The 18,034-nt window shown below is 69.4% G+C and carries 17 protein-coding genes; 12 read left to right on the forward strand and 5 right to left on the reverse strand.

Annotated elements, in window-relative coordinates; all coding sequences use genetic code 11:
• The first annotated feature begins 17 nt into the window (after positions 1 to 17).
• Complete coding sequence (locus tag AC07NG_RS22495; RefSeq protein WP_494596449.1) at positions 18 to 272, forward strand: type II toxin-antitoxin system VapB family antitoxin; 255 nt, start codon at positions 18 to 20, stop codon at positions 270 to 272.
• Entirely contained in the window at positions 269 to 655 is a 387-nt protein-coding gene (locus AC07NG_RS22500; RefSeq protein WP_494596451.1) for a type II toxin-antitoxin system VapC family toxin, read from the forward strand. Before AC07NG_RS22495 ends, AC07NG_RS22500 begins: the two co-directional genes overlap by 4 nt.
• Positions 656 to 662: 7 nt before the next feature.
• Here the strand turns inward: AC07NG_RS22500 and AC07NG_RS22505 are convergent, their stop codons facing one another.
• The 4 genes from AC07NG_RS22505 to kdsA form a co-directional block, all read right to left on the reverse strand.
• Positions 663 to 2,147: a hydroxymethylglutaryl-CoA synthase family protein gene (locus AC07NG_RS22505; protein WP_494596452.1), complete on the reverse strand. Its 1,485-nt coding sequence runs from the start codon at positions 2,145 to 2,147 to the stop codon at positions 663 to 665.
• 87 nt (positions 2,148 to 2,234) lie between these two features.
• Positions 2,235 to 3,473, reverse strand: coding sequence for an FAD-dependent oxidoreductase (locus AC07NG_RS22510; protein ID WP_494596454.1), 1,239 nt, complete (start codon positions 3,471 to 3,473; stop codon positions 2,235 to 2,237).
• A gap of 13 nt (positions 3,474 to 3,486) precedes the next feature.
• Positions 3,487 to 4,488, reverse strand: coding sequence for an ADP-glyceromanno-heptose 6-epimerase (rfaD, locus tag AC07NG_RS22515; RefSeq protein WP_494596456.1), 1,002 nt, complete (start codon positions 4,486 to 4,488; stop codon positions 3,487 to 3,489).
• Positions 4,489 to 4,690: 202 nt separating this feature from the next.
• Positions 4,691 to 5,557, reverse strand: coding sequence for a 3-deoxy-8-phosphooctulonate synthase (gene kdsA / locus AC07NG_RS22520; protein ID WP_492856213.1), 867 nt, complete (start codon positions 5,555 to 5,557; stop codon positions 4,691 to 4,693).
• 79 nt (positions 5,558 to 5,636) lie between these two features.
• Here kdsA and AC07NG_RS22525 point away from each other — a divergent pair, with 79 nt between their 5' ends.
• From AC07NG_RS22525 to AC07NG_RS22560, 8 genes are all read left to right on the forward strand, one after another.
• Positions 5,637 to 7,097 (forward strand): cryptochrome/photolyase family protein, encoded by a 1,461-nt coding sequence (locus tag AC07NG_RS22525; RefSeq protein ID WP_494596458.1) that lies wholly within the window; start codon positions 5,637 to 5,639, stop codon positions 7,095 to 7,097.
• A gap of 89 nt (positions 7,098 to 7,186) precedes the next feature.
• Positions 7,187 to 8,413, forward strand: coding sequence for a class I SAM-dependent methyltransferase (locus tag AC07NG_RS22530; protein WP_494596460.1), 1,227 nt, complete (start codon positions 7,187 to 7,189; stop codon positions 8,411 to 8,413).
• Between the two features lie 10 nt (positions 8,414 to 8,423).
• The gene (locus AC07NG_RS22535) at positions 8,424 to 8,708 is read left to right on the forward strand and encodes a hypothetical protein (RefSeq protein ID WP_487289588.1); all 285 of its coding nucleotides are present in this window, start codon (positions 8,424 to 8,426) and stop codon (positions 8,706 to 8,708) included.
• 221 nt (positions 8,709 to 8,929) lie between these two features.
• Positions 8,930 to 9,928, forward strand: a complete 999-nt coding sequence (locus AC07NG_RS22540) for a cysteine synthase A (protein ID WP_494596462.1) — start codon at positions 8,930 to 8,932, stop codon at positions 9,926 to 9,928.
• Between the two features lie 73 nt (positions 9,929 to 10,001).
• Positions 10,002 to 10,862 (forward strand): 3-mercaptopyruvate sulfurtransferase, encoded by an 861-nt coding sequence (sseA, locus tag AC07NG_RS22545; protein WP_494596463.1) that lies wholly within the window; start codon positions 10,002 to 10,004, stop codon positions 10,860 to 10,862.
• A gap of 233 nt (positions 10,863 to 11,095) precedes the next feature.
• Positions 11,096 to 11,269 (forward strand): DUF1843 domain-containing protein, encoded by a 174-nt coding sequence (locus AC07NG_RS22550; protein ID WP_487289591.1) that lies wholly within the window; start codon positions 11,096 to 11,098, stop codon positions 11,267 to 11,269.
• A 6-nt stretch (positions 11,270 to 11,275) separates the two neighbouring features.
• Complete coding sequence (locus AC07NG_RS22555; RefSeq protein ID WP_494596465.1) at positions 11,276 to 11,455, forward strand: DUF1843 domain-containing protein; 180 nt, start codon at positions 11,276 to 11,278, stop codon at positions 11,453 to 11,455.
• 86 nt (positions 11,456 to 11,541) lie between these two features.
• Positions 11,542 to 13,092 (forward strand): GDL motif peptide-associated radical SAM/SPASM maturase, encoded by a 1,551-nt coding sequence (locus AC07NG_RS22560; RefSeq protein ID WP_494596467.1) that lies wholly within the window; start codon positions 11,542 to 11,544, stop codon positions 13,090 to 13,092.
• Positions 13,093 to 14,031: 939 nt separating this feature from the next.
• On the opposite strand, the gene AC07NG_RS22565 is transcribed toward AC07NG_RS22560, so the two are convergent.
• The gene (locus AC07NG_RS22565) at positions 14,032 to 14,508 is read right to left on the reverse strand and encodes a hypothetical protein (RefSeq protein ID WP_494596468.1); all 477 of its coding nucleotides are present in this window, start codon (positions 14,506 to 14,508) and stop codon (positions 14,032 to 14,034) included.
• A gap of 237 nt (positions 14,509 to 14,745) precedes the next feature.
• Here AC07NG_RS22565 and metC point away from each other — a divergent pair, with 237 nt between their 5' ends.
• Entirely contained in the window at positions 14,746 to 15,900 is a 1,155-nt protein-coding gene (gene metC, locus AC07NG_RS22570; protein WP_494596470.1) for a cystathionine beta-lyase, read from the forward strand.
• A 222-nt stretch (positions 15,901 to 16,122) separates the two neighbouring features.
• The gene (gene mdoH, locus AC07NG_RS22575; protein ID WP_494596471.1) at positions 16,123 to 18,030 is read left to right on the forward strand and encodes a glucans biosynthesis glucosyltransferase MdoH; all 1,908 of its coding nucleotides are present in this window, start codon (positions 16,123 to 16,125) and stop codon (positions 18,028 to 18,030) included.
• Positions 18,031 to 18,034 lie beyond the last annotated feature (4 nt).

Below are 18,034 nucleotides of genomic sequence, written 5' to 3' on the forward strand. Positions count from 1 at the left end.
GGTGTATATACAAAACCATGAGCCTCTATATCCGCAACGCCGAGGCCGACCGGTTGGCCCGAGAACTCATTGAACGGACAGGCGAAACCCTGACCGAGGCTGTCGTCGTCGCTCTGCGTGAACGACTGGATCGCACGCCCGACAAGGCCGACGACCTGGAGGCGCGACTGGCGCGCATCCGCGCGATCCAGGACCGCGTCGCCGCAGCGCCCGTGCTGCACGAAGGCTCGGACGAGGAACTGCTGTACGACGCCGACGGCCTGCCGAAGTGATCGTCGTCGACACGTCGGCCCTGATCGCGATCTTCCAGAGGGAGCCCGAGGGCGAGGCCTTCCTCCAGGCGATCGTCGGGATAGAAGGCTCGTTGGTCGCCGCCCCGACGAGATTGGAAGGCTATATCGTCATCCATCGCCGCTTCGGCCCGGAGAAGGCGGCGGATTTCGAGGCCCTGGTCGCCGACCTGAACCTGACCGTTGTCGCCTTCGACGAACCTCTGCTCGTATTGGCCCGAAACGCCTATCGCGACTACGGGCGTGGCGCGCGCGGCCTGAACTTCGGCGACTGCTTCAGCTACGCCCTGGCCAAGGCGCGCGACCTGCCCCTGCTGTTCAAGGGCGAGGACTTCGCCGCCACCGACGTGAAGCGCGCGCTCTGACACCGCCCTACTCCGCCGCCCGGGCAATCGACGCCGCGACCGCCGCCCGATCCGGCGCGGCCTTCCAGAAGTAGCGGACGAAACCGCGCTTCTCGTCGCGGTCCTTGATGCGGAAGACCATCTTCACCGGCAGGCCGGTCTCGACCTCGCCGGGGGCGACGTCGGTGATGTCGAGCATGATCCGCCCGCCGCCCTCGAAGACGATCATGCCGTAGTGGTTGGGCGGGCTCATCGAGAAGGTCAGGTAGTCGGCCGAATAGGTCAGCACCTGGGCCCGACGCTCGGCGAAGCGGTACGGCTCCTGGGTGTCGACGGCGGGATTGTTGGGGGCCACCGAGATGCGGGTGCGCGGGAACTGGACGACGCCTGTCTCGCGGCAGCGGCCGCCGACCAGGCCCAGGATCTGGTCGCGATTGCGATAGAGCGTGGTCAGGGCCGTCTTGTTGTCCTTCTCGGCCCGCATGCCCCTCTCCCACTCGACGAGGTCGTTGAAGACGAGGAACTTCAGGTAGTTGGTCTCTTCCTGGCGGTCGGCGAGCGCGCCAGTCACGCCTCGGGCCGGCGCACTGTTTCCAGGCCCGTCGCCGGCGCGGAAGACCAGCGCCTCGGCGCCCTGGCCGAACTGGGCGACCAGGATGATCTCGCCCGGCTTGGCCTGCTCGAGCGCATAAGCCAGCAGCAGCGGGCCGTGGGCGGCCCCGGCCTCGCCGAGCTGGGCGGCCAGGGTGTCGCGGACAGCTTCGGGGCGAACGCCCAGCGTCTTGGCGAGGGTCGCGCCCATGCCGGGGAAGACCGAAGGGAAGCAGAAATGGTCCACCTCGCCGGCCGAGACGCCCGCCGCCTCCAGCGCGTCACGGATGGCCGGCGGGACCAGCTTGACGATCCCCTCGTCGCGGATCCAGCGCTCCTCCCAGGCGTAGTCGAACTCCGCGTCCGAGCCTCGGAAGTGATCGACGAAGTCGTCAGTGACCGTGCCCCGGCCGAGGAACGTCGCCGCGCCGCCGTCGGGCGAGACGACGAAGGCGGCGGCGGCGTCGCCGAAGTCCAGCTCCTGGGGCGAAGCGGCGCGGGCCCGGCGGTGTTCGCCGGCGGCGACCAGCACCCGCTTGCCGGCGGCGGCCGCATCCAGGGCCTGGCCCAGGGCCGTCAGTCCGCAGCGCTGCGATCCGGTGACGTCGGCCGAGGCGATCGACGGCTCCAGGGTCAGGGCGGCGGCCAGGATCCCGGCGTTCTGGCGATCGGCGAAGGGCGCGGTCGTGGAGGCGAAGATCGCCGCGTCCACCGCCGCTCGCCCCTCGTCTTCCGCGCCAAGCGCGTCGCGGGCGGCCTCGACGGCCATGGTCAGGGCGTCCTCGTCCCAGTTGGCCATGGCGCGCTCGCCCTTGGCCTTGCCGGCCAGGCCCGGCGCGATCCAGGCGTTGGCGGCGACGACCGCCTTGCGGCTGAGGCGAAGGCGCGGCGCATAGGCGCCCCAGGCGGCGATGCCGACCATGTTCCACTCCCTGACGCACGCCTGTTCCGGCGACTTATCAGGGTTCAGGTTACGCGCGCGGCAAGGCTCCGCAAGCGTGCCCCTTGGTCAACCGGGAAAGGCGTTCTTCGACCTCACCCGCTCCAGGCGAAAGCCGAGGCCCAGCACGCGAGCCGGGATCCGGCGCAGGCGCGGGAAGCGCTCGAAGAGCCGCATCACCGCCGGCGGCTTCAGGGGCCTGCCGCTGAGCGCGGCGCTGACCAGGCGGTTCTGGATCAGCAGCTGCAGCGACTGCATGGCCCGGGTCGGCGGCAAGCGACGACGCTGGACGGCCTGGGCGCGCTCATCCAGCGCAGCGTCGTCGAGCGCGAAGGCGTCGTGCAGGAGGTTGGCGGCGGCGATCGCGTCCTGGACCGCCAGATTGATCCCCACCCCGCCCACCGGCGACATGGCGTGGGCGGCGTCGCCGATGCACAGCAAGCCAGGCTTGGACCAGCGCGTCAGGCGATCGACGGTCACGGTCAGCAGGTGGACGTCGTCGAAGCTGGCCAGCTCGTCCACGCGGTCGGCCAATGCCGGTGCGGCCTGCGCCACCTGCCGGCGGAAGGCTTCGATGCCGGCCGCCTTGATCGCGTCGAAACCGCCCTTCGCGGCGACGTATCCGCACTGGTAGTAGCCCTCGCGCGGGATGGTGACGAACAGGCGCCCGGCGCTGGCGCGGCCCAGCGGCGCCTCCGGGTCGTCGGTCGGCTTGCGGGAAAGCCGCATCCACAGCACGTCCATCGGCGCGCCCAGGTCCTCGACCGGCAGGGCGGCGGCGTCGCGCAACAGCGAGCGGCGGCCGTCGGCGGCGATCACCAGCCGGGCGCGAACCTCCAGCGGCCCGTCGGGCGTGCGCACCTGCACGCCGACTATGCGGCCGCCAATCTCGATCGCCCCCAAGGCCTCGGCGTTCATGCGCAGGTCGAAGGTCGGATAGCGCCGCCCCTGGCCAGCCAGGAAGTCGAGGAAATCCCACTGCGGCATCAGGGCGACGAAGGGCGCGGCGGTCTTCAAGCCATGGAAGTCGGCCAGATGGATCGTCTCGTCGCCGATCTGCGCCGACAGCGTCCGAACCTCGGTGTGCGGCAGCTTCAGAAACTCGTCCAGCCAGCCCAGGTCGGCCACGGCCTGCAGGGTCGAGGGATGGACGGTGTCGCCCCGGAAATCGCGCAGGAAGTCGCCGTGCTTCTCAAGCACCGCGACCCTCACCCCGGCCCGGGCCAGCAGCAGCCCAACCATCATCCCCGCCGGACCGCCCCCGACCACGCAGCAATCGACTTCGAGAACGGCGGCATCGGCGGTCATGACGGGCCTCTCGTCAGCGGTAGGGGTCGTCCGTGTTCAGGAAGCCGGCGACGTAGTCGGCGACGCCGTCCTCCAGCGAGGTCATCGGCGCGTTGTAGCCGGCCGCGCGCAGGCGACTCATGTCGGCCTGGGTGAAGTACTGGTACTTGCCGCGCAGCACCTCGGGCATGTCGAAATAGGTGATCTCGGGCTCGCGGGCGACGGCGCTGAAGGTGGCCTCGGCAAGGTCCTTGAACGAGCGGGCCTTGCCCGAGCCGAGGTTGTAGACGCCGTTGACGTGCGGGCTCTTGGCCAGCCAGGCGATGACGTCGGCCACGTCGCGCACATAGACGAAGTCGCGCAGCTGGCCGCCGTCCTCGTAGTCGGGATGGTGCGACTTGAAGAGACGCACGCCCTCGCCCGCCCGGATCTTCGGCCAGATCTGGCAGACCACCGACTTCATGCCGCCCTTGTGGTCCTCGTTGGGGCCGTAGACGTTGAAGAACTTCAGGCCCACCCACTGCGGCGGGGCGTGACCGCGGGCGGCCTCGCGCACGGCGAAGACGTCGAACAGCGCCTTGGACCAGCCGTAGGCGTTCAGCGGGCGCAGAGCCATCAGGCTGTCGATGTCGTCCTTGCCGTCGAAGCCCTGGTCGCCGTCGCCATAGGTGGCGGCCGAAGAGGCGTAGATCAGCCGCGTGCCGTTCTTCGCGCACCACCGCCACAGGTCGCGCGACAGCACGAAGTTGGACTGCACGATCAGGTCGGCGTCCGGCTCGGTGGTCGAGGAGATCGCGCCCATGTGGATCACCTGCTCGACCTCGTCGCCGCGCACGGCCAGCCAGTCGAACAATTGCTCGGGCGCGACGAAGTCGGCGATCGGGTGCTTGGCGATGTTACGCCACTTGCCCTCGGCGGCCTGGCCCAGCCAGTCGCAGACCACGACGTCGAGCGCCGGATCCTCGCAGAGCTTGGCGACGATGTTGGAGCCGATGAACCCGGCGCCGCCGGTGACGAGAACGATGCGTCTGGACATGGGCGGGTTATGGCACAGGGGGATGGAGGGGCAATAGCGAGCCCTTCTCCCCTTGCGGGAGAAGGTGGCCTCCGAAGGAGGTCGGATGAGGGGTCGCGCCGCCTCATCCGCTGCTTCTCGTCGCCAAGCGGCCGATGTCTATCGACCCCTCATCCGTCGGCTTTCGCCGACACCTTCTCCCGCAAGGGGAGAAGGGAAACGGCTATGCCGCCAGCTTGCGCTTGGCCAGGGCGTCGAACTCCAGCAGTTCGGCCACCAGGCCTTCGAACTGGCTCAACGGCACCATGTTGGGGCCGTCCGATGGGGCGTGGTCGGGGTCGGGGTGGGTTTCCATGAACACCATGGCCACGCCGATCGAGACGGCGGCGCGGGCCAGCACCGGCACGAACTCGCGCTGGCCGCCCGACGACGTGCCCTGCCCGCCTGGCTGCTGCACGCTGTGGGTGGCGTCGAACACCACCGGGCAGCCGATCTCCTTCATGATCGGCAGAGACCGCATGTCGGAGACGAGCGTGTTGTAGCCGAACGAGGCGCCGCGCTCGCAGGCCAGGACGTTGGGATTGCCCGCGCCGGTGACCTTGGCGATGACGTTCTTCATGTCCCAGGGGGCCAGGAACTGGCCCTTCTTGATGTTGATCGCCCGGCCGGTCGCGGCGGCGGCCAGCAGCAGGTCGGTCTGGCGGCACAGGAAGGCCGGGATCTGGATGACGTCGACGGCCTCGGCCACCGGGGCGCAGTGGCTGATCTCGTGCACGTCGGTCAGGGTCGGCAGGCCGGTGACCTCGCGGATCTCCTGGAAGATCGGCAGGCTGTCGTAGAGGCCGATGCCGCGCGCCGCCGTCGCCGAGGTGCGGTTGGCCTTGTCGTAGCTGGTCTTGTAGATCAGGCCGACGCCCAGGCGCTCGCCGATCTCCTTGAGGGCGTGGGCCGTTTCCAGCGCGTGCTGGCGGCTTTCCATCTGGCACGGACCGGCGATGAAGGTCAGGCGTTCGGCGTTGCCGATGCGGACGGCCTTGCCGGTCTCGGTCTTCACTTCGACGACGGCGTTCGGGGCGACGGGCTGACTCAAGGCGGGACTTCCGAATAAAGGTGAGGCCGACAGACGTAGGCGCTGAATTTGGCCCACAGGTGGCCTCAACGGCGGAAAGGTGCAAGTGCGGATCGATCCAGGCGTCCCCGGACCCGTCATCGTGTGGCTGCGCAACGACCTGCGCCTGGCCGACAATCCGGCCCTGAAGGCCGCCGCCGACACGGGCCGGCCGGTGATCCCGCTCTACATCCTCGACGAGACGCCGGGCGTGCGGCCGATGGGCGCGGCTTCGCTGTGGTGGCTCGACAAGTCGCTGCGGGCGCTCTCCGAAAGCTTCAAGGCGATCGGCTCGAAGCTGATCCTACGGCGCGGTCCGGCGCAGCAGGTGCTGAAGGACGTGATCGTCCACGCCCAAGCCGCTGGCGTGGCCTGGAATCGCCTTTACGAACCGGCCGCCATCGCCCGCGACGCCGAGATCAAGACCGCGCTGAAGGCCGACGGCGTCGTGGTGGAAAGCAGCATCGCCGGCCTGCTCAACGAGCCCTGGACCGTGCAGAACGGCTCCAAGCAGCCCTACAAGGTCTTCACCCCCTATTGGCGGGCCGCCCGCGCGCACCTGACCCATGTCGAGGTCGAGCGCGCGCCCAAGCGTCTGGAGACCCCCGAGCACTGGCCCCATAGCGACGCCCTCGACGGCTGGGGCCTGCATCCCCGCAAGCCCGACTGGTCGAAGGGCTTTTCCATCTGGACGCCCGGCGAGGCCGGCGCCCTGCAACGGCTGGACGATTTTCTGTCGGGCGCCGTCGACGGCTATGGCGAGGGCCGCGACGTGCCGGGTCTGGAGGCGACCTCGCGCCTGTCGCCGCACCTGCACTTTGGCGAGATCGGCCCGCGCCAGGTCTGGGCCGCCGCCCGCAACGCCGCCGAGGCCGGCGACGCGCCCCACGGCGAGATCGAGAAGTTCCTGTCCGAGGTGGGCTGGCGCGAGTTCAACCATTCGATCCTGTTCAACTGGCCCCAGCTGCCGGAGCGCAACTTCCGGCCCGAGTTCGACGCCTTTCCCTGGACGGAGAACCCCAAGGGCCTGGAGGCCTGGATCGAGGGCCGCACCGGCTATCCGCTGGTCGATGCGGGCATGCGCGAGCTTTGGGCCACCGGCTTCATGCACAACCGGGTGCGGATGATCACCGCCTCGTTCCTGATCAAGCACCTGCTGGTCGACTGGCGCGACGGCGAGTCATGGTTCTGGGACACCCTGGTGGACGCCGATCTCGCCAACAATGTCGGCAACTGGCAGTGGGTGGCCGGCAGCGGCGCCGACGCCTCGCCCTACTTCCGGATCTTCAACCCGATCGGCCAGGGCGAGAAGTTCGACCCCAAGGGCGCCTATGTCCGCAAGTGGGTCCCCGAGCTGGCCAACCTGCCCGACAGCGTCATCCATCAACCTTGGACAGCGCCCGCGCATCTTTCGGTCGAGGCCAAGCGTAGCTACGCCCGACCCATCGTCGATCACGGACAGGCGCGGGCGCGGGCTCTCGAGGCCTATCGCCAATTGCGCGGTGACGCTTCCGGGGAATGATCCCCTGGCGGACAGCCGCGCACGTTCCCATCTGAAGATTCGGTTTTTTGGGGGTCTGATTTTGTCCCAGGTACGGGACGGGAGCGCCGATGACCGACACCCTGCACGCCCGCTGGCGTAACGACCACCTCCGCGCCGCCCCGGCGGCTTTCCGCGCGGCCATCCGGGTCGCCTGCGAGAACTGGGCGATCGGGTCCCTGACCTTCGTCCTGCCCACGGGCCAGCCCATCCGCATCGACGGCCGCACGCCCGGTCCCGAGGCCGTGGTGCGGGTGCGCGACTACCGCTTCATCCGCCGCGCCTTCGCCTCCGGCGACATCGGCTTCGCCGAGGGCTACATGGCCGGCGAGTGGGACACGCCCGACCTTCCGGCCGTGCTGACCGCCTTCGCCCTGAACTTCGACAAGCTGGCCGCCCTGGTGGAGGGCAATCCGCTGACGCGGCTGATGAACCTGCTGTTCCACCGCTCGCGGCGCAACGACCGCGAAGGCTCCAAGCGCAACATCCACGCCCACTACGACCTGGGCAACGCCTTCTATGCCCAGTGGCTGGACCCGACGATGACCTATTCGTCGGCCCTCTGGGACCAGGACCGCCATGCCTCGCTGGAGGCCGCCCAGACCCGCAAGTACGAGGCCCTGGCCCAGTCGATCGCCCTGACGCCCGACAAGCACGTGCTGGAGATCGGCTGCGGCTGGGGCGGCTTCGCCGAGTACGCGGCCAGGGAGGTCGGCGCCAAGGTGACGGCGATCACCATCTCGCCGGCTCAGCACGAGTTCGCCCGCAAGCGCCTCTTCGCCCAGGGCCTGGCCGACAAGGTCGACATCCAGCTGGTCGACTATCGCGACGTCCAGGGCCGCTTCGACGGGGTCGTCTCGGTCGAGATGTTCGAGGCCGTCGGCGAGGAATACTGGCCAACCTATTTCGGCAGGATCCACGACCTGCTGGCGCCCGGCGGCCTGGCCGGCCTGCAGATCATCACCATCCGCGACGAGCTCTTCGCCCACTACCGGCGGCAGACCGACTTCATCCAGCGCTACGTCTTTCCAGGCGGCATGCTGCCCAGCGAACAGCGCCTGAGGCAGGAGACCGACCGGGCGGGCCTTGCCTGGGAAAACGTCCGGCGCTTTGGCCAGGACTACGCCGACACCCTGACGCAATGGAGCAAGCGGTTCGAGGCGGCCTGGGACGACATCCGCCCGCTGGGCTTCGACGAGCGCTTCCGCCGGCTCTGGAAGTTCTACCTGGCCTATTGCGAAGCGGGCTTCCGCACGGAGCGGACCAATGTCATTCAATTGGGCCTAAGTCGCAGCTAGGAGACGTGCAGTGTCGCTCTTCACCCTGGTGCTGGACTATCACGGCGGCACCTATCTCTCGCAGTTCGACGCCGAGACGCCGACCGAGGCGGTCGGCGCCTGGTGCCGCGAACTGCACGACAACCAGCTGCTGGGCGAGCCCTCCTCTCTGGTGGCCGAGGGCATCATGGCCGACGCGGTCGAGAACAGCCTCGTCGGCATAGAAGGGCTGTGCGGGGCCTGGTGCGCGGCGACGGCCACGGCCGGGGGCCTCGCCCTGCTCAACGTCATCCAGACCCAGCCGACGACGCACTGATGCTGAGCCCGGAGCGCGCCAGGGTTAGGTGCGCGCGGCTAACCCGCCCGGGCGCGCTCCAAATCTTTGAAACTGGAGCCTGCCAATTTTGGATGCTTCATCCAAAATTGGCAGGCTCTGGACCGGCGCTTTCAGGAAATCTGGATTGATCCGGGCGGCCGCATCGCGATCTACCCTGGCTCTAACGGCGCTTCTCCGCGCGAAGACGTAAGATTTCGACCATGCCCGTCACGCCCAACGTTCTCGAAGCCATCGGCAACACGCCGCTGATCCGCCTGAACCGCGCCAGCGAGGCCACCGGCTGTGAGATCCTGGGCAAGGCCGAGTTCATGAACCCCGGCCAGTCGGTGAAGGACCGCGCCGCGCTCAGCATCATCCGCGACGCCGAAGCCAAGGGCCTGCTCCGGCCCGGCGGCCGGGTGGTCGAGGGCACGGCCGGCAACACCGGCATCGGCCTGGCCATGGTCGCCTCGGCCCTGGGTTACAAGACGACGATCGTCATCCCGCGCACCCAGAGCCAGGAGAAGAAGGACGCCATCCGCCTGCTCGGCGCCGAGCTGGTCGAGGTGGACGCCGTCCCCTACTCCAACCCCGACAACTACGTCCGCTATTCCGGCCGCCTGGCCGAGGAACTGGCCAAGACCGAGCCGAACGGCGCGATCTGGGCCAACCAGTTCGACAACGTCGCCAACCGGCAGGCCCACTACCAGACGACCGGCCCGGAGATCTGGGAACAGACCGACGGCAAGGTCGACGGCTTCATCTGCGCCGTCGGCTCGGGCGGCACCCTGGCCGGCGTGGCCCAGGCCCTGCGCGAGCGCAAGCCGGACGTGAAGATCGGCCTGGCCGACCCGGGCGGCGCCTCGCTCTACAGCTGGTACGCCGAGGGCGAACTGAAGGCTGAGGGCAACTCCATCAGCGAGGGCATCGGCCAGGGCCGCATCACCGCCAACCTCGAAGGCCTGGCCATCGACCACCCCTACCGTGTCTCCGACGAGGAGATGATGGAGCAGATCTTCGACCTGGTGCAGCACGAGGGCCTTTGCCTGGGCGGCTCCACGGGGATCAACGTCGCCGGCGCCGTGCGCCTGGCCAGGGACCTGGGGCCCGGCCACACCATCGTGACCATCCTCTGCGACCACGGCTCGCGCTACCAGAGCAAGCTCTTCAACCCCGCCTTCCTGGCCGAGAAGGGCCTGCCGACGCCGCCCTGGCTGTAAGGGGCGCTTGCGCGGGCGAGCGACGCACGTGAAGTTGCCGCCCTCGCGTTCCCAAGCCCGCAAGAGGCCCGTCATGTCCGCCACGCTCATCGATCCGCTCGTCTCGACCGCCTGGCTGGCCGACCACCTCGACGCCCCGGACGTGCGCATCGTCGACGCCTCGTGGTTCATGCCCGGCACGCCGCGCGATCCGAAACAGGAGTTCGAGGCCGGCCACATCCCCGGCGCGGTGTTCTTCGACATCGACGAGATCGCCGACGAGACCTCGCCCCTGCCGCACATGCTGGCCAGCGGCGTGAAGTTCGCTTCTCGGGTGCGCAAGCTGGGCCTCGGCGACGGCGCGCGCATCGTCGTCTACGACAGCACCGGCATCCTGCCGGCCGCCCGCGTGTGGTGGAACTTTCGCGTCATGGGCCACGAGGACGTCGTGGTGCTGGACGGCGGCCTGCCCAAGTGGGTCGCCGAGGGCCGTCCGCTGGAGGACGGTCCCGCCGCCCCGCAGGAGCGCCACTTCACCCCGCGCCTGCAAGCCGATCTCGTCCGTAGCTTCGACCAGATCAAGCGCAACCTGGAAACCGGCCGCGAGCAGGTGATCGACGCCCGCGCCGCGCCGCGCTTCAACGGCGAGGTTCCCGAGCCCCGCGCCGGCCTCAAGAGCGGTCACATTCCCGGCTCGCGCAACATCCCGCTGGCGGCGATCCTGGCGGCCGACGCGACCATGCTGCCCGCCGAGCAGCTGAAGGCCGTCTTCGCCGACGCCGGCGTCGACATCGAAAAGCCGATCGCCACCACCTGCGGCTCGGGCATCACCGCCTCGGTGGTGTCGCTGGCCCTGCACCGCCTCGGCAAGCCGCGCGCGGCGGTCTACGACGGCTCGTGGACCGAATGGGGCGGCCGCGACGACGCGCCGGTGGAAACCGGCCCGGCTGTGTAAAAACACTCAAGATTACACATTCCATATATACAATCTTAAATTGACATTCCGTAGCGGCTGGCTGACCCTCGAAGCGTTGGGGGTCGGCCTTGCGCCACGTCGGACCGCGGCCAAGTCGCGTGCCGCTCCCCACAAGTGCCCGTCAGCTTAAGGACCATCGGCGCGCCAACCGCGCCGAGCACGCAACCGCGCGACCGGCGGACCGACCGGCGCGCCCGTGGGGAGAAAACGTCATGTCGTCCTTCCGACCGCTCTATGGCGGCGCCATCACCGACGCCGTCGCCTCCGGCGACCTCGACACGCTGAAGAAGCTGGCCGCCGAGGCCGAGGCTCACGTCCTGCAGTACGGCGACGTGCCGACCTTGCTGGCCGCCCTGAAACTCGAAATCGCCAAGCTCGAGGCCTGACGCACCATGAGCATCAAACCCTACGGCGTCGCCGTGACCGACGCCATCGCCTCGGGCGAGCTGTCCCGCCTGAAGGAAGCCGAGATCGCGGCCCAGGCCCACCTCGACGAATACGGCGACATCCCCACCCTGCTGGCGCTGCTCAAGCTCGAGATCGCCAAGCTGGAAGGCAAGAAGAGCTACTGACGGGGCGGCGCTTCCGCCGCTCTTCGATGGGCCGGCGGAAGCGCCCGCATCCCCGCGTCTCAGGGCGTTTCGGGGAAGGAACGTGCATGACCGACACTCTTCCATCCTTGCACGGGGCGTCCGTACAAGAGGCCTCCGCAGAAGGAGCATCCACGCATGGAGCGCTCCTGCGGGATCCCTACGCGCCGCCGGAAGGCAAGTCGGTGCGCTACCGGACGGATCGCGACCATGTCGATCTGGTGCCGGTGCACGTGGTCTGGGAAGTCACCCTGGCCTGCAATCTCAAGTGCCAGCACTGCGGCTCGCGGGCCGGGCGGCCCCGGCCGGACGAGCTGAATACCGAGGAAGCCCTCGACCTGATCGATCACCTGGCGGCCCTGGGCACGCGCGAGATCACCCTGATCGGCGGCGAGGCCTATCTGCGACGCGACTGGATCGAGCTGATCCGCCGGAGCCGCCAGAACGGCATCCGCACCGCCATCCAGACCGGCGCCCGCAATCTCACCGACAAGCGGCTGGACGAGGCGGCGGACGCTGGCCTGCAAGGCGTCGGCGTCTCGATCGACGGCCTGCCCGAGCTGCACGACCGGGTGCGCGGCGTGCCCGGCTCCTACGACCAGGCGATCAGCGCCCTGCATCGGGCCAAGGCCCGGGGTCTGGCCGTCTCGGTCAACACCCAGATCGGCGCCGAGACCGCCCAGCACCTGCCCGAACTGATGGAGCGGATCATCGCGGCCGGCGCCACCCACTGGCAGATCCAGCTGACCGTCGCCATGGGCAACGCCGTCGACAATCCCGGCCTGCTGCTCCAGCCCTACCAGCTGCTCGACGTCATGCCCCTGCTGGCCCGTCTCTATCGCGAGGGGCTGGAGCGCGGCCTGCTGATGGTGGTCGGCAACAATGTCGGCTATTTCGGCCCCTACGAGCGGGTCTGGCGCGGCCTGGGCGACGACACCGACCACTGGACCGGCTGCGCCGCAGGCCAGGGCGGCATCGGCATCGAGGCCGACGGCACGATCAAGGGCTGCCCGTCCCTGGCCACCACGCTCTACGCCGCCGGCAACGTGCGCGAGATGAGCATCGAGGACATCTGGCGCTACAGCGAGAAGATGGCCTTCGGCCGCGTGCGCGACGTCGAGGAGCTCTATGGCTACTGCCGCACCTGCTACTACGCCGACGTCTGCCGGGCAGGCTGCACCTGGACCTCGGAGTCGCTGCTGGGCAAGCGCGGCGACAATCCCTACTGCCATCACCGGGTGCTCGACCTGGCCAAGCATGGCTGGCGCGAGCGGGTGACCAAGATCAAGGACGCCCCGCCCGACAGCTTCGCCGTCGGCGAGTTCGCCCTGGTGCGCGAACCGATCCCCGGCGCCCAGACCGTCCCCCTGCCCGTTCGCGACCCGGCCGCCGTGCACGTGCATCATCGCGAGCGCTCGGAAGCCGGCGGCGCCCTGCCGCCCAGGCTGACGGTCTGCCGTTCCTGCGACCAGTACGTCTGGCCCCACGAAACCGACTGCCCCCACTGCGCCGCCGACATCGCACTGGTCGAACGCCAGCACGCCGAAGCGGCCGAACGCCGCCGCTCCCTGATCGAGCAGGCCCAGCGGCTGTTGTCGGGGATCCGGGAAGGCGCCTGATCCCTCTCCCCTTGCGGGAGAGGTGCGCTGAACGCCCCTCCTCCCGTAAAATCCCCGCGAAAGCGGGGACCCAGGCTTTTTCTGAAACGCGCAGCCTGTTCCCTCTCCCCTTGCGGGAGAGGGTGGCCTCCCAAAGGGAGGTCGGGTGAGGGGTCTCTCAAAACTGAAAGCTGCGTGCAGCGGTCAGGCTGGGTGATGCGTCTCAAGTTTGAGAGACCCCTCATCCGACGGCCTTCAGCCGCCACCTTCTCCCGCAAGGGGAGAAGGATCGCGGACGGGGATAGACGAAACTCAATCCCCGGCGACTGCCCCAAAGACCTTAACCAAACCAACCCCTTACAACTTTCTCACCGCTCTGGATCAGACGCGCTCAAACCACCCGCATAATAACCCCGTCTCGCCGCACCGAAGGGGCGCGCGGCCAGCGACCATGCGGCGGCGGGATGCGATCGAGCGGGACTGGGGCGGATTGGGAAGATCCGTCGCGTCCGGGGACCTGGCGCTGGCCAGACCCGCCCGCCGTCGGCTTGGGCGAGGATTACAGAGCACCCCTCTCCTCGTCGCCGTCCAAACGGGAAACCCGGCGGATGGTCCTGGTAAGGCGTTAAGAGCGCCGCCGCCCGGGAAGCCGGCAGTCCAACGACCGCGCGGAGCGCCTAGGCTTCGTCGAAACGGTATCTGTCTACACACCTCCGGGCGTCGCCCGGGCGCTCCGCTCCCCTTCGATCAACTCGCAGCGAAAGCGCGGGGTCGAAAACCCGTTCCCTCTCCCCTTGCGGGAGAGGGTGGCCTCCCAAAGGGAGGTCGGGTGAGGGGTCTCTCAAACCTCAACACCGCGTGCAGCGGTCAGGCCGGGTGAAGCGTCCCATGTTTGAGAGACCCCTCATCCGACGCCTATCGGCGCCACCTTCTCCCGCAAGGGGAGAAGGACGAGCTAAATCACCGCCCCTTGGCGCACGCCGTCCTGGCCAGGTCATAGGCCGCGAAACCCTGCTCCTTGCCGGCGGCGTCGCGCATGACGATGCTCCAGGACAGCTTGTCGGCCTTGTGGCTCCAGCGATTGACGAAGCTGGAGCGGCCGTAGGGATAGGCCATCTCGAAGCCGTCGGCGGCGACCGCGCCCGTCCCCAGCGAAGCCCCGTCGCCGCCGAAGCTGTCGGCCCACAGGCCGACGATCGCGGCCGGCTCGCCCGCCTTGGTCGTGCGGCCGCCGAACAGCAGGTGGGCGGCGTAGGCGTCGGCCGGGTCGGCCTTGGCGTGGCTGTCGGCCTCGACCAGCATCATCGCATCGCCCGCCACGGGCTTGACGGCCAGGGCGATGGTCACGGGTTTGCCCATCACCGCCCCCTCGCCGCTCCAGCAACCCGCCAGGGCCTTCACCTCGGCCGGCGGGCCGACGGCCGGCTCTTCAGCCATGGCGACGCCGCTCGAAAGCGCCGAACACAGCGCCCCAGACAGCGCCCAAGACAGCGCCAAGACCGGAACCGAAACTCTCATGCTGCTACCCCTCATCCGCCGGCCCCCGCCGGCGCGCTCGCGCCTGGATGGCAGATTCTCGCGCCCTGTCGCCACGGCGACGATCAAATCCTTGAACCGCAACCGCCGGCGCTCTTAAACGAGGCGTTCCTTCCCGTGTTCACGAGTCCCGCCGCCATGGACGAAAAGACCCGCCTGATCCGTTCGGGCCTGCAGGCCCAGTCGCTGGCGCGGACCGTCAACCCGCCGATCCAGCGCGGCTCGACCGTGCTGCTGCCCAACGCCGCCTCGCTGTACGACGACAGCCAGCTGACCTACGGCATCACCGGCCTGTCCTCGCCCGCCGCCCTGCAGGCGGCCCTGGCCGAGCTGGAAGGCTCGCCGGACGTGACGCTGTACCCCTCGGGCCTGGCGGCGATCACCGGGGCGATGATGGCGGTGCTGAAGGCCGGCGACGACGTGCTAGTGGTCGACAGCGCCTACAAGCCCACCCGCCGGTTCTGCGACCGCTTCCTCACCCGCTTCGGCGTCACCACCCGCTATTACGACCCCGCTCTGGACGCCGACGCCCTGATCGCCCTGGCCGGCCCGAAGACCCGGCTGATCCTGCTGGAGGCCCCTGGCTCCCTGACCTTCGAGATGCAGGACGTGCCGGCCATCGCTGCGGCCGCCAATGCGCGCGGGATCCTGACCCTGATCGACAACACCTGGGGCGCGGGCCTGCTGTTCAAGCCGCTGGCCCACGGGGTGACGATCAGCGTCCAGGCCCTGACCAAATATGTCGGCGGTCACTCCGACTGCTTCATGGGCAGCGCCACGACCATGGACCCGGTGATCGGCGACGAACTGGGCAACGCCATGTGGGACGTCGGCTGGTCGGTGTCGCCCGACGACGCCTACGCCATGCTGCGCGGCCTGCGCACCTTGGCCACGCGGATGCCGCGCCACGAGCAGAACGGCCTGGCCGTGGCCCGCTGGCTGCAACAGCGGCCGGAGGTCGCCCGCGTGCTGCACCCGGCCCTGCCCGAGGATCCCGGCCACGCGATCTGGAAGCGCGACTTCGGCGGCGCCTGCGGCCTGTTCGGCGTGGTGCTGAAGCCAGCCTCGCAGAAGTCGGTGCACGCCTTCCTCGACGCCCTGACCCTGTTCGGCCTCGGCTTCTCCTGGGGCGGCTTCGAGAGCCTGGCGATCCACTGCGACCCGCAGCTGAAGAGCCGCTCGACGCCGCTGAACCTGGAAGGACCGCTGCTGCGCCTGCACATCGGGCTGGAGGATCCGTCCGACCTGATCGCCGACCTGGAACGCGGCTTCGCGGCGCTGAAGGCGGCCTGACGGGAGCGCGGATCCGTCCGCGCACCGCTTGTTTTCCGCATCGCAACAATTGCCGCAGCTTCGCCGCAAACAAGGCGCGACTGCGGCCAAATCGCTGAATCTGCTGTTCGTTTCAGCAGATCGACAGCTTGGCCACGGTTCGCGAAACGTGACCGTGGTTATATTTCCTTCGCATCGCAACCCATTGCCTGGGTGAGGGTTCTTCGCGCGAAAGGACCCTCGATGGACATACGCCTCGCCGACCGGCTTCCGCCTTGCAACATTCCCCACGAGGCGACGCCGGACGCCTGGCTGCCGCAGGAAACCGAACTCGACATGCCCGTGCGGCCGCTGTCGGCGCCGGCCTCCAGGCGACGGCTGGCGCGCTCTCGTCAGCGGCGGCGGCTGGCTCTGGGCGCCTTCACCCTGCTGTCCTTCGGCTTTGGCCTGACGACCATGCTGGACGCCTTCGTCGGCGGCGGCGTCACCCCGCTGGAATGGATCGACGCGCTGCTGGTCGCGGCCCTGCTGGCCTGGACCGGCTTCTCCTGCGCCGCGGCCCTGGGCGGCTTCCAACTGGCGCTGAACCCCGACAGCTGGGAGCGGCGGCTGGACGATCCGCCGCCGCACCTGCGCAAGCGGGTCGCCCTGCTGGCGCCGATCTACAACGAGGACGTGGCCGCCGTGTTCGCCCGCATAGAGGCCATGCGCGCCGATCTCGACCGCGAGCGGCTGTCCTCGACCTTCGACGTCTTCGTGCTGAGCGACACCCGCGACCCGGACATCGCCGAGGCCGAGCATCGCGCGGTGCTCGCCGCCCGCGCCGGCCCCTCGCCCACCCGCCTCTATTACCGGCGCCGCGAGGCCAACATCGACCGCAAGACCGGCAACCTCGCCGACTGGGTCCGCCGGTTCGGCGGGGCCTACGAATGCATGGCGGTGCTCGACGCCGACAGCCTGATGAGCGCCCGCTCGCTGCGCCGCATGGCCGGGGCCATGGAAACCGACCCGACGCTGGGCGTCCTCCAGGCCGGCTCGACGATCGTCGGCCGCAACACCCTGTTTGGCCGGGCCGAGCAGTTCGCCGCCTGGGCCTACGGACCGCTGGCGACCTGGGCGCTGGCCTGGTGGAGCGGGGCCGAGGCCAACTATTTCGGCCACAACGCCATGATCCGCACTCGGGCCTTCGCCGAGTGCTGCGGCCTGCCGCACCTGCCGGGCAAGGCGCCGTTCGGCGGCGCGATCCTCAGTCATGACTTCGTCGAGGCGGCCCTGCTGCGCCGGGGCGGCTGGGCCGTGCGCATGGCCCCGACGCTGGAGGACGTGCACGAGGAGGCGCCGCCCACCCTGTCCGACATGCTGGTGCGCGACCGCCGCTGGAGCCAGGGCAACCTGCAGCACCTGGGCATCCTCGGCGTGAAGGGCCTGCATCCGGTCAGCCGCCTGCACCTGCTGCGCGGCGCCCTGGCCTACGCCCTGGCCCCCGTCTGGCTGCTGCTGGTGGTGCTGAGCGCCCTACTGGCCGCCTTCCCCTTCCTGGGCGGCGCACAGGAGGAACTCTTTCTCGAAGAAGGCGCCGGCGCGGCCTTCGCCGTGTCGCTGGGCTTCCTGGCCGTCCCCAAGCTGCTGGCCGTCGTTCTCGCCTGCATGGAGGGCCGCGCCGACGGCTTCGGCGGCGCCCGTCGCCTGTGGGCTTCGGTGGCCCTGGAGACCGTGCACTCGACCCTGACGGCGCCGACGGTGCTGTTCGGCCACGCCCGCTGCCTGCTCGACATCCTGGCCGGCCGCGACTCCGGCTGGGCCGCCCAGCGTCGTGACGTCGACAAGATGTCCTGGCGCGAAGCCTTGAAACGGCATGCGCCGGAGATGGTCGCGGGCCTCGCGCTGCTGGTCTGCGCGGCGATCGCCGGCCCGTCGCTGGGGATCTGGATCCTGCCGGCCGCCGTGGGTCTGCTGATCGCGCCGGCCGCGTCGGTGCTGACCGGCAGCGCCCGCTGGGGCGTGGCCCTGCGCAAGCGGGGCCTGCTGGTCGCGCCGTGCGAACAGTCGCCCTCCCGCCTGCTGCGCGAGGCTTATGGCCGTGCGGCCGGCCCGCAGCCGCGTCGCCGCGAGGACGAGGAAGAGGCCGCGGCCGCGATGGCGGCGGCCTGACACT

Source organism: Caulobacter sp. GW821-FHT10C03, from assembly GCF_059415485.1.

Bases quoted from the DNA above. Each gene is read 5' to 3' on its own strand.
- metC (WP_494596470.1), top strand. From the start codon at position 14,746: ATGGACGAAAAGACCCGCCTGATCCGTTCGGGCCTGCAGGCCCAGTCG.
- AC07NG_RS22560 (WP_494596467.1), top strand. From the start codon at position 11,542: ATGACCGACACTCTTCCATCCTTGCACGGGGCGTCCGTACAAGAGGCC.
- rfaD (WP_494596456.1), bottom strand. From the start codon at position 4,488: ATGTCCAGACGCATCGTTCTCGTCACCGGCGGCGCCGGGTTCATCGGC.
- AC07NG_RS22495 (WP_494596449.1), top strand. From the start codon at position 18: ATGAGCCTCTATATCCGCAACGCCGAGGCCGACCGGTTGGCCCGAGAA.
- AC07NG_RS22510 (WP_494596454.1), bottom strand. From the start codon at position 3,473: ATGACCGCCGATGCCGCCGTTCTCGAAGTCGATTGCTGCGTGGTCGGG.
- AC07NG_RS22505 (WP_494596452.1), bottom strand. From the start codon at position 2,147: ATGGTCGGCATCGCCGCCTGGGGCGCCTATGCGCCGCGCCTTCGCCTC.
- AC07NG_RS22540 (WP_494596462.1), top strand. From the start codon at position 8,930: ATGCCCGTCACGCCCAACGTTCTCGAAGCCATCGGCAACACGCCGCTG.
- mdoH (WP_494596471.1), top strand. From the start codon at position 16,123: ATGGACATACGCCTCGCCGACCGGCTTCCGCCTTGCAACATTCCCCAC.
- AC07NG_RS22530 (WP_494596460.1), top strand. From the start codon at position 7,187: ATGACCGACACCCTGCACGCCCGCTGGCGTAACGACCACCTCCGCGCC.
- AC07NG_RS22555 (WP_494596465.1), top strand. From the start codon at position 11,276: ATGAGCATCAAACCCTACGGCGTCGCCGTGACCGACGCCATCGCCTCG.
- AC07NG_RS22550 (WP_487289591.1), top strand. From the start codon at position 11,096: ATGTCGTCCTTCCGACCGCTCTATGGCGGCGCCATCACCGACGCCGTC.
- sseA (WP_494596463.1), top strand. From the start codon at position 10,002: ATGTCCGCCACGCTCATCGATCCGCTCGTCTCGACCGCCTGGCTGGCC.
- AC07NG_RS22565 (WP_494596468.1), bottom strand. From the start codon at position 14,508: ATGGCTGAAGAGCCGGCCGTCGGCCCGCCGGCCGAGGTGAAGGCCCTG.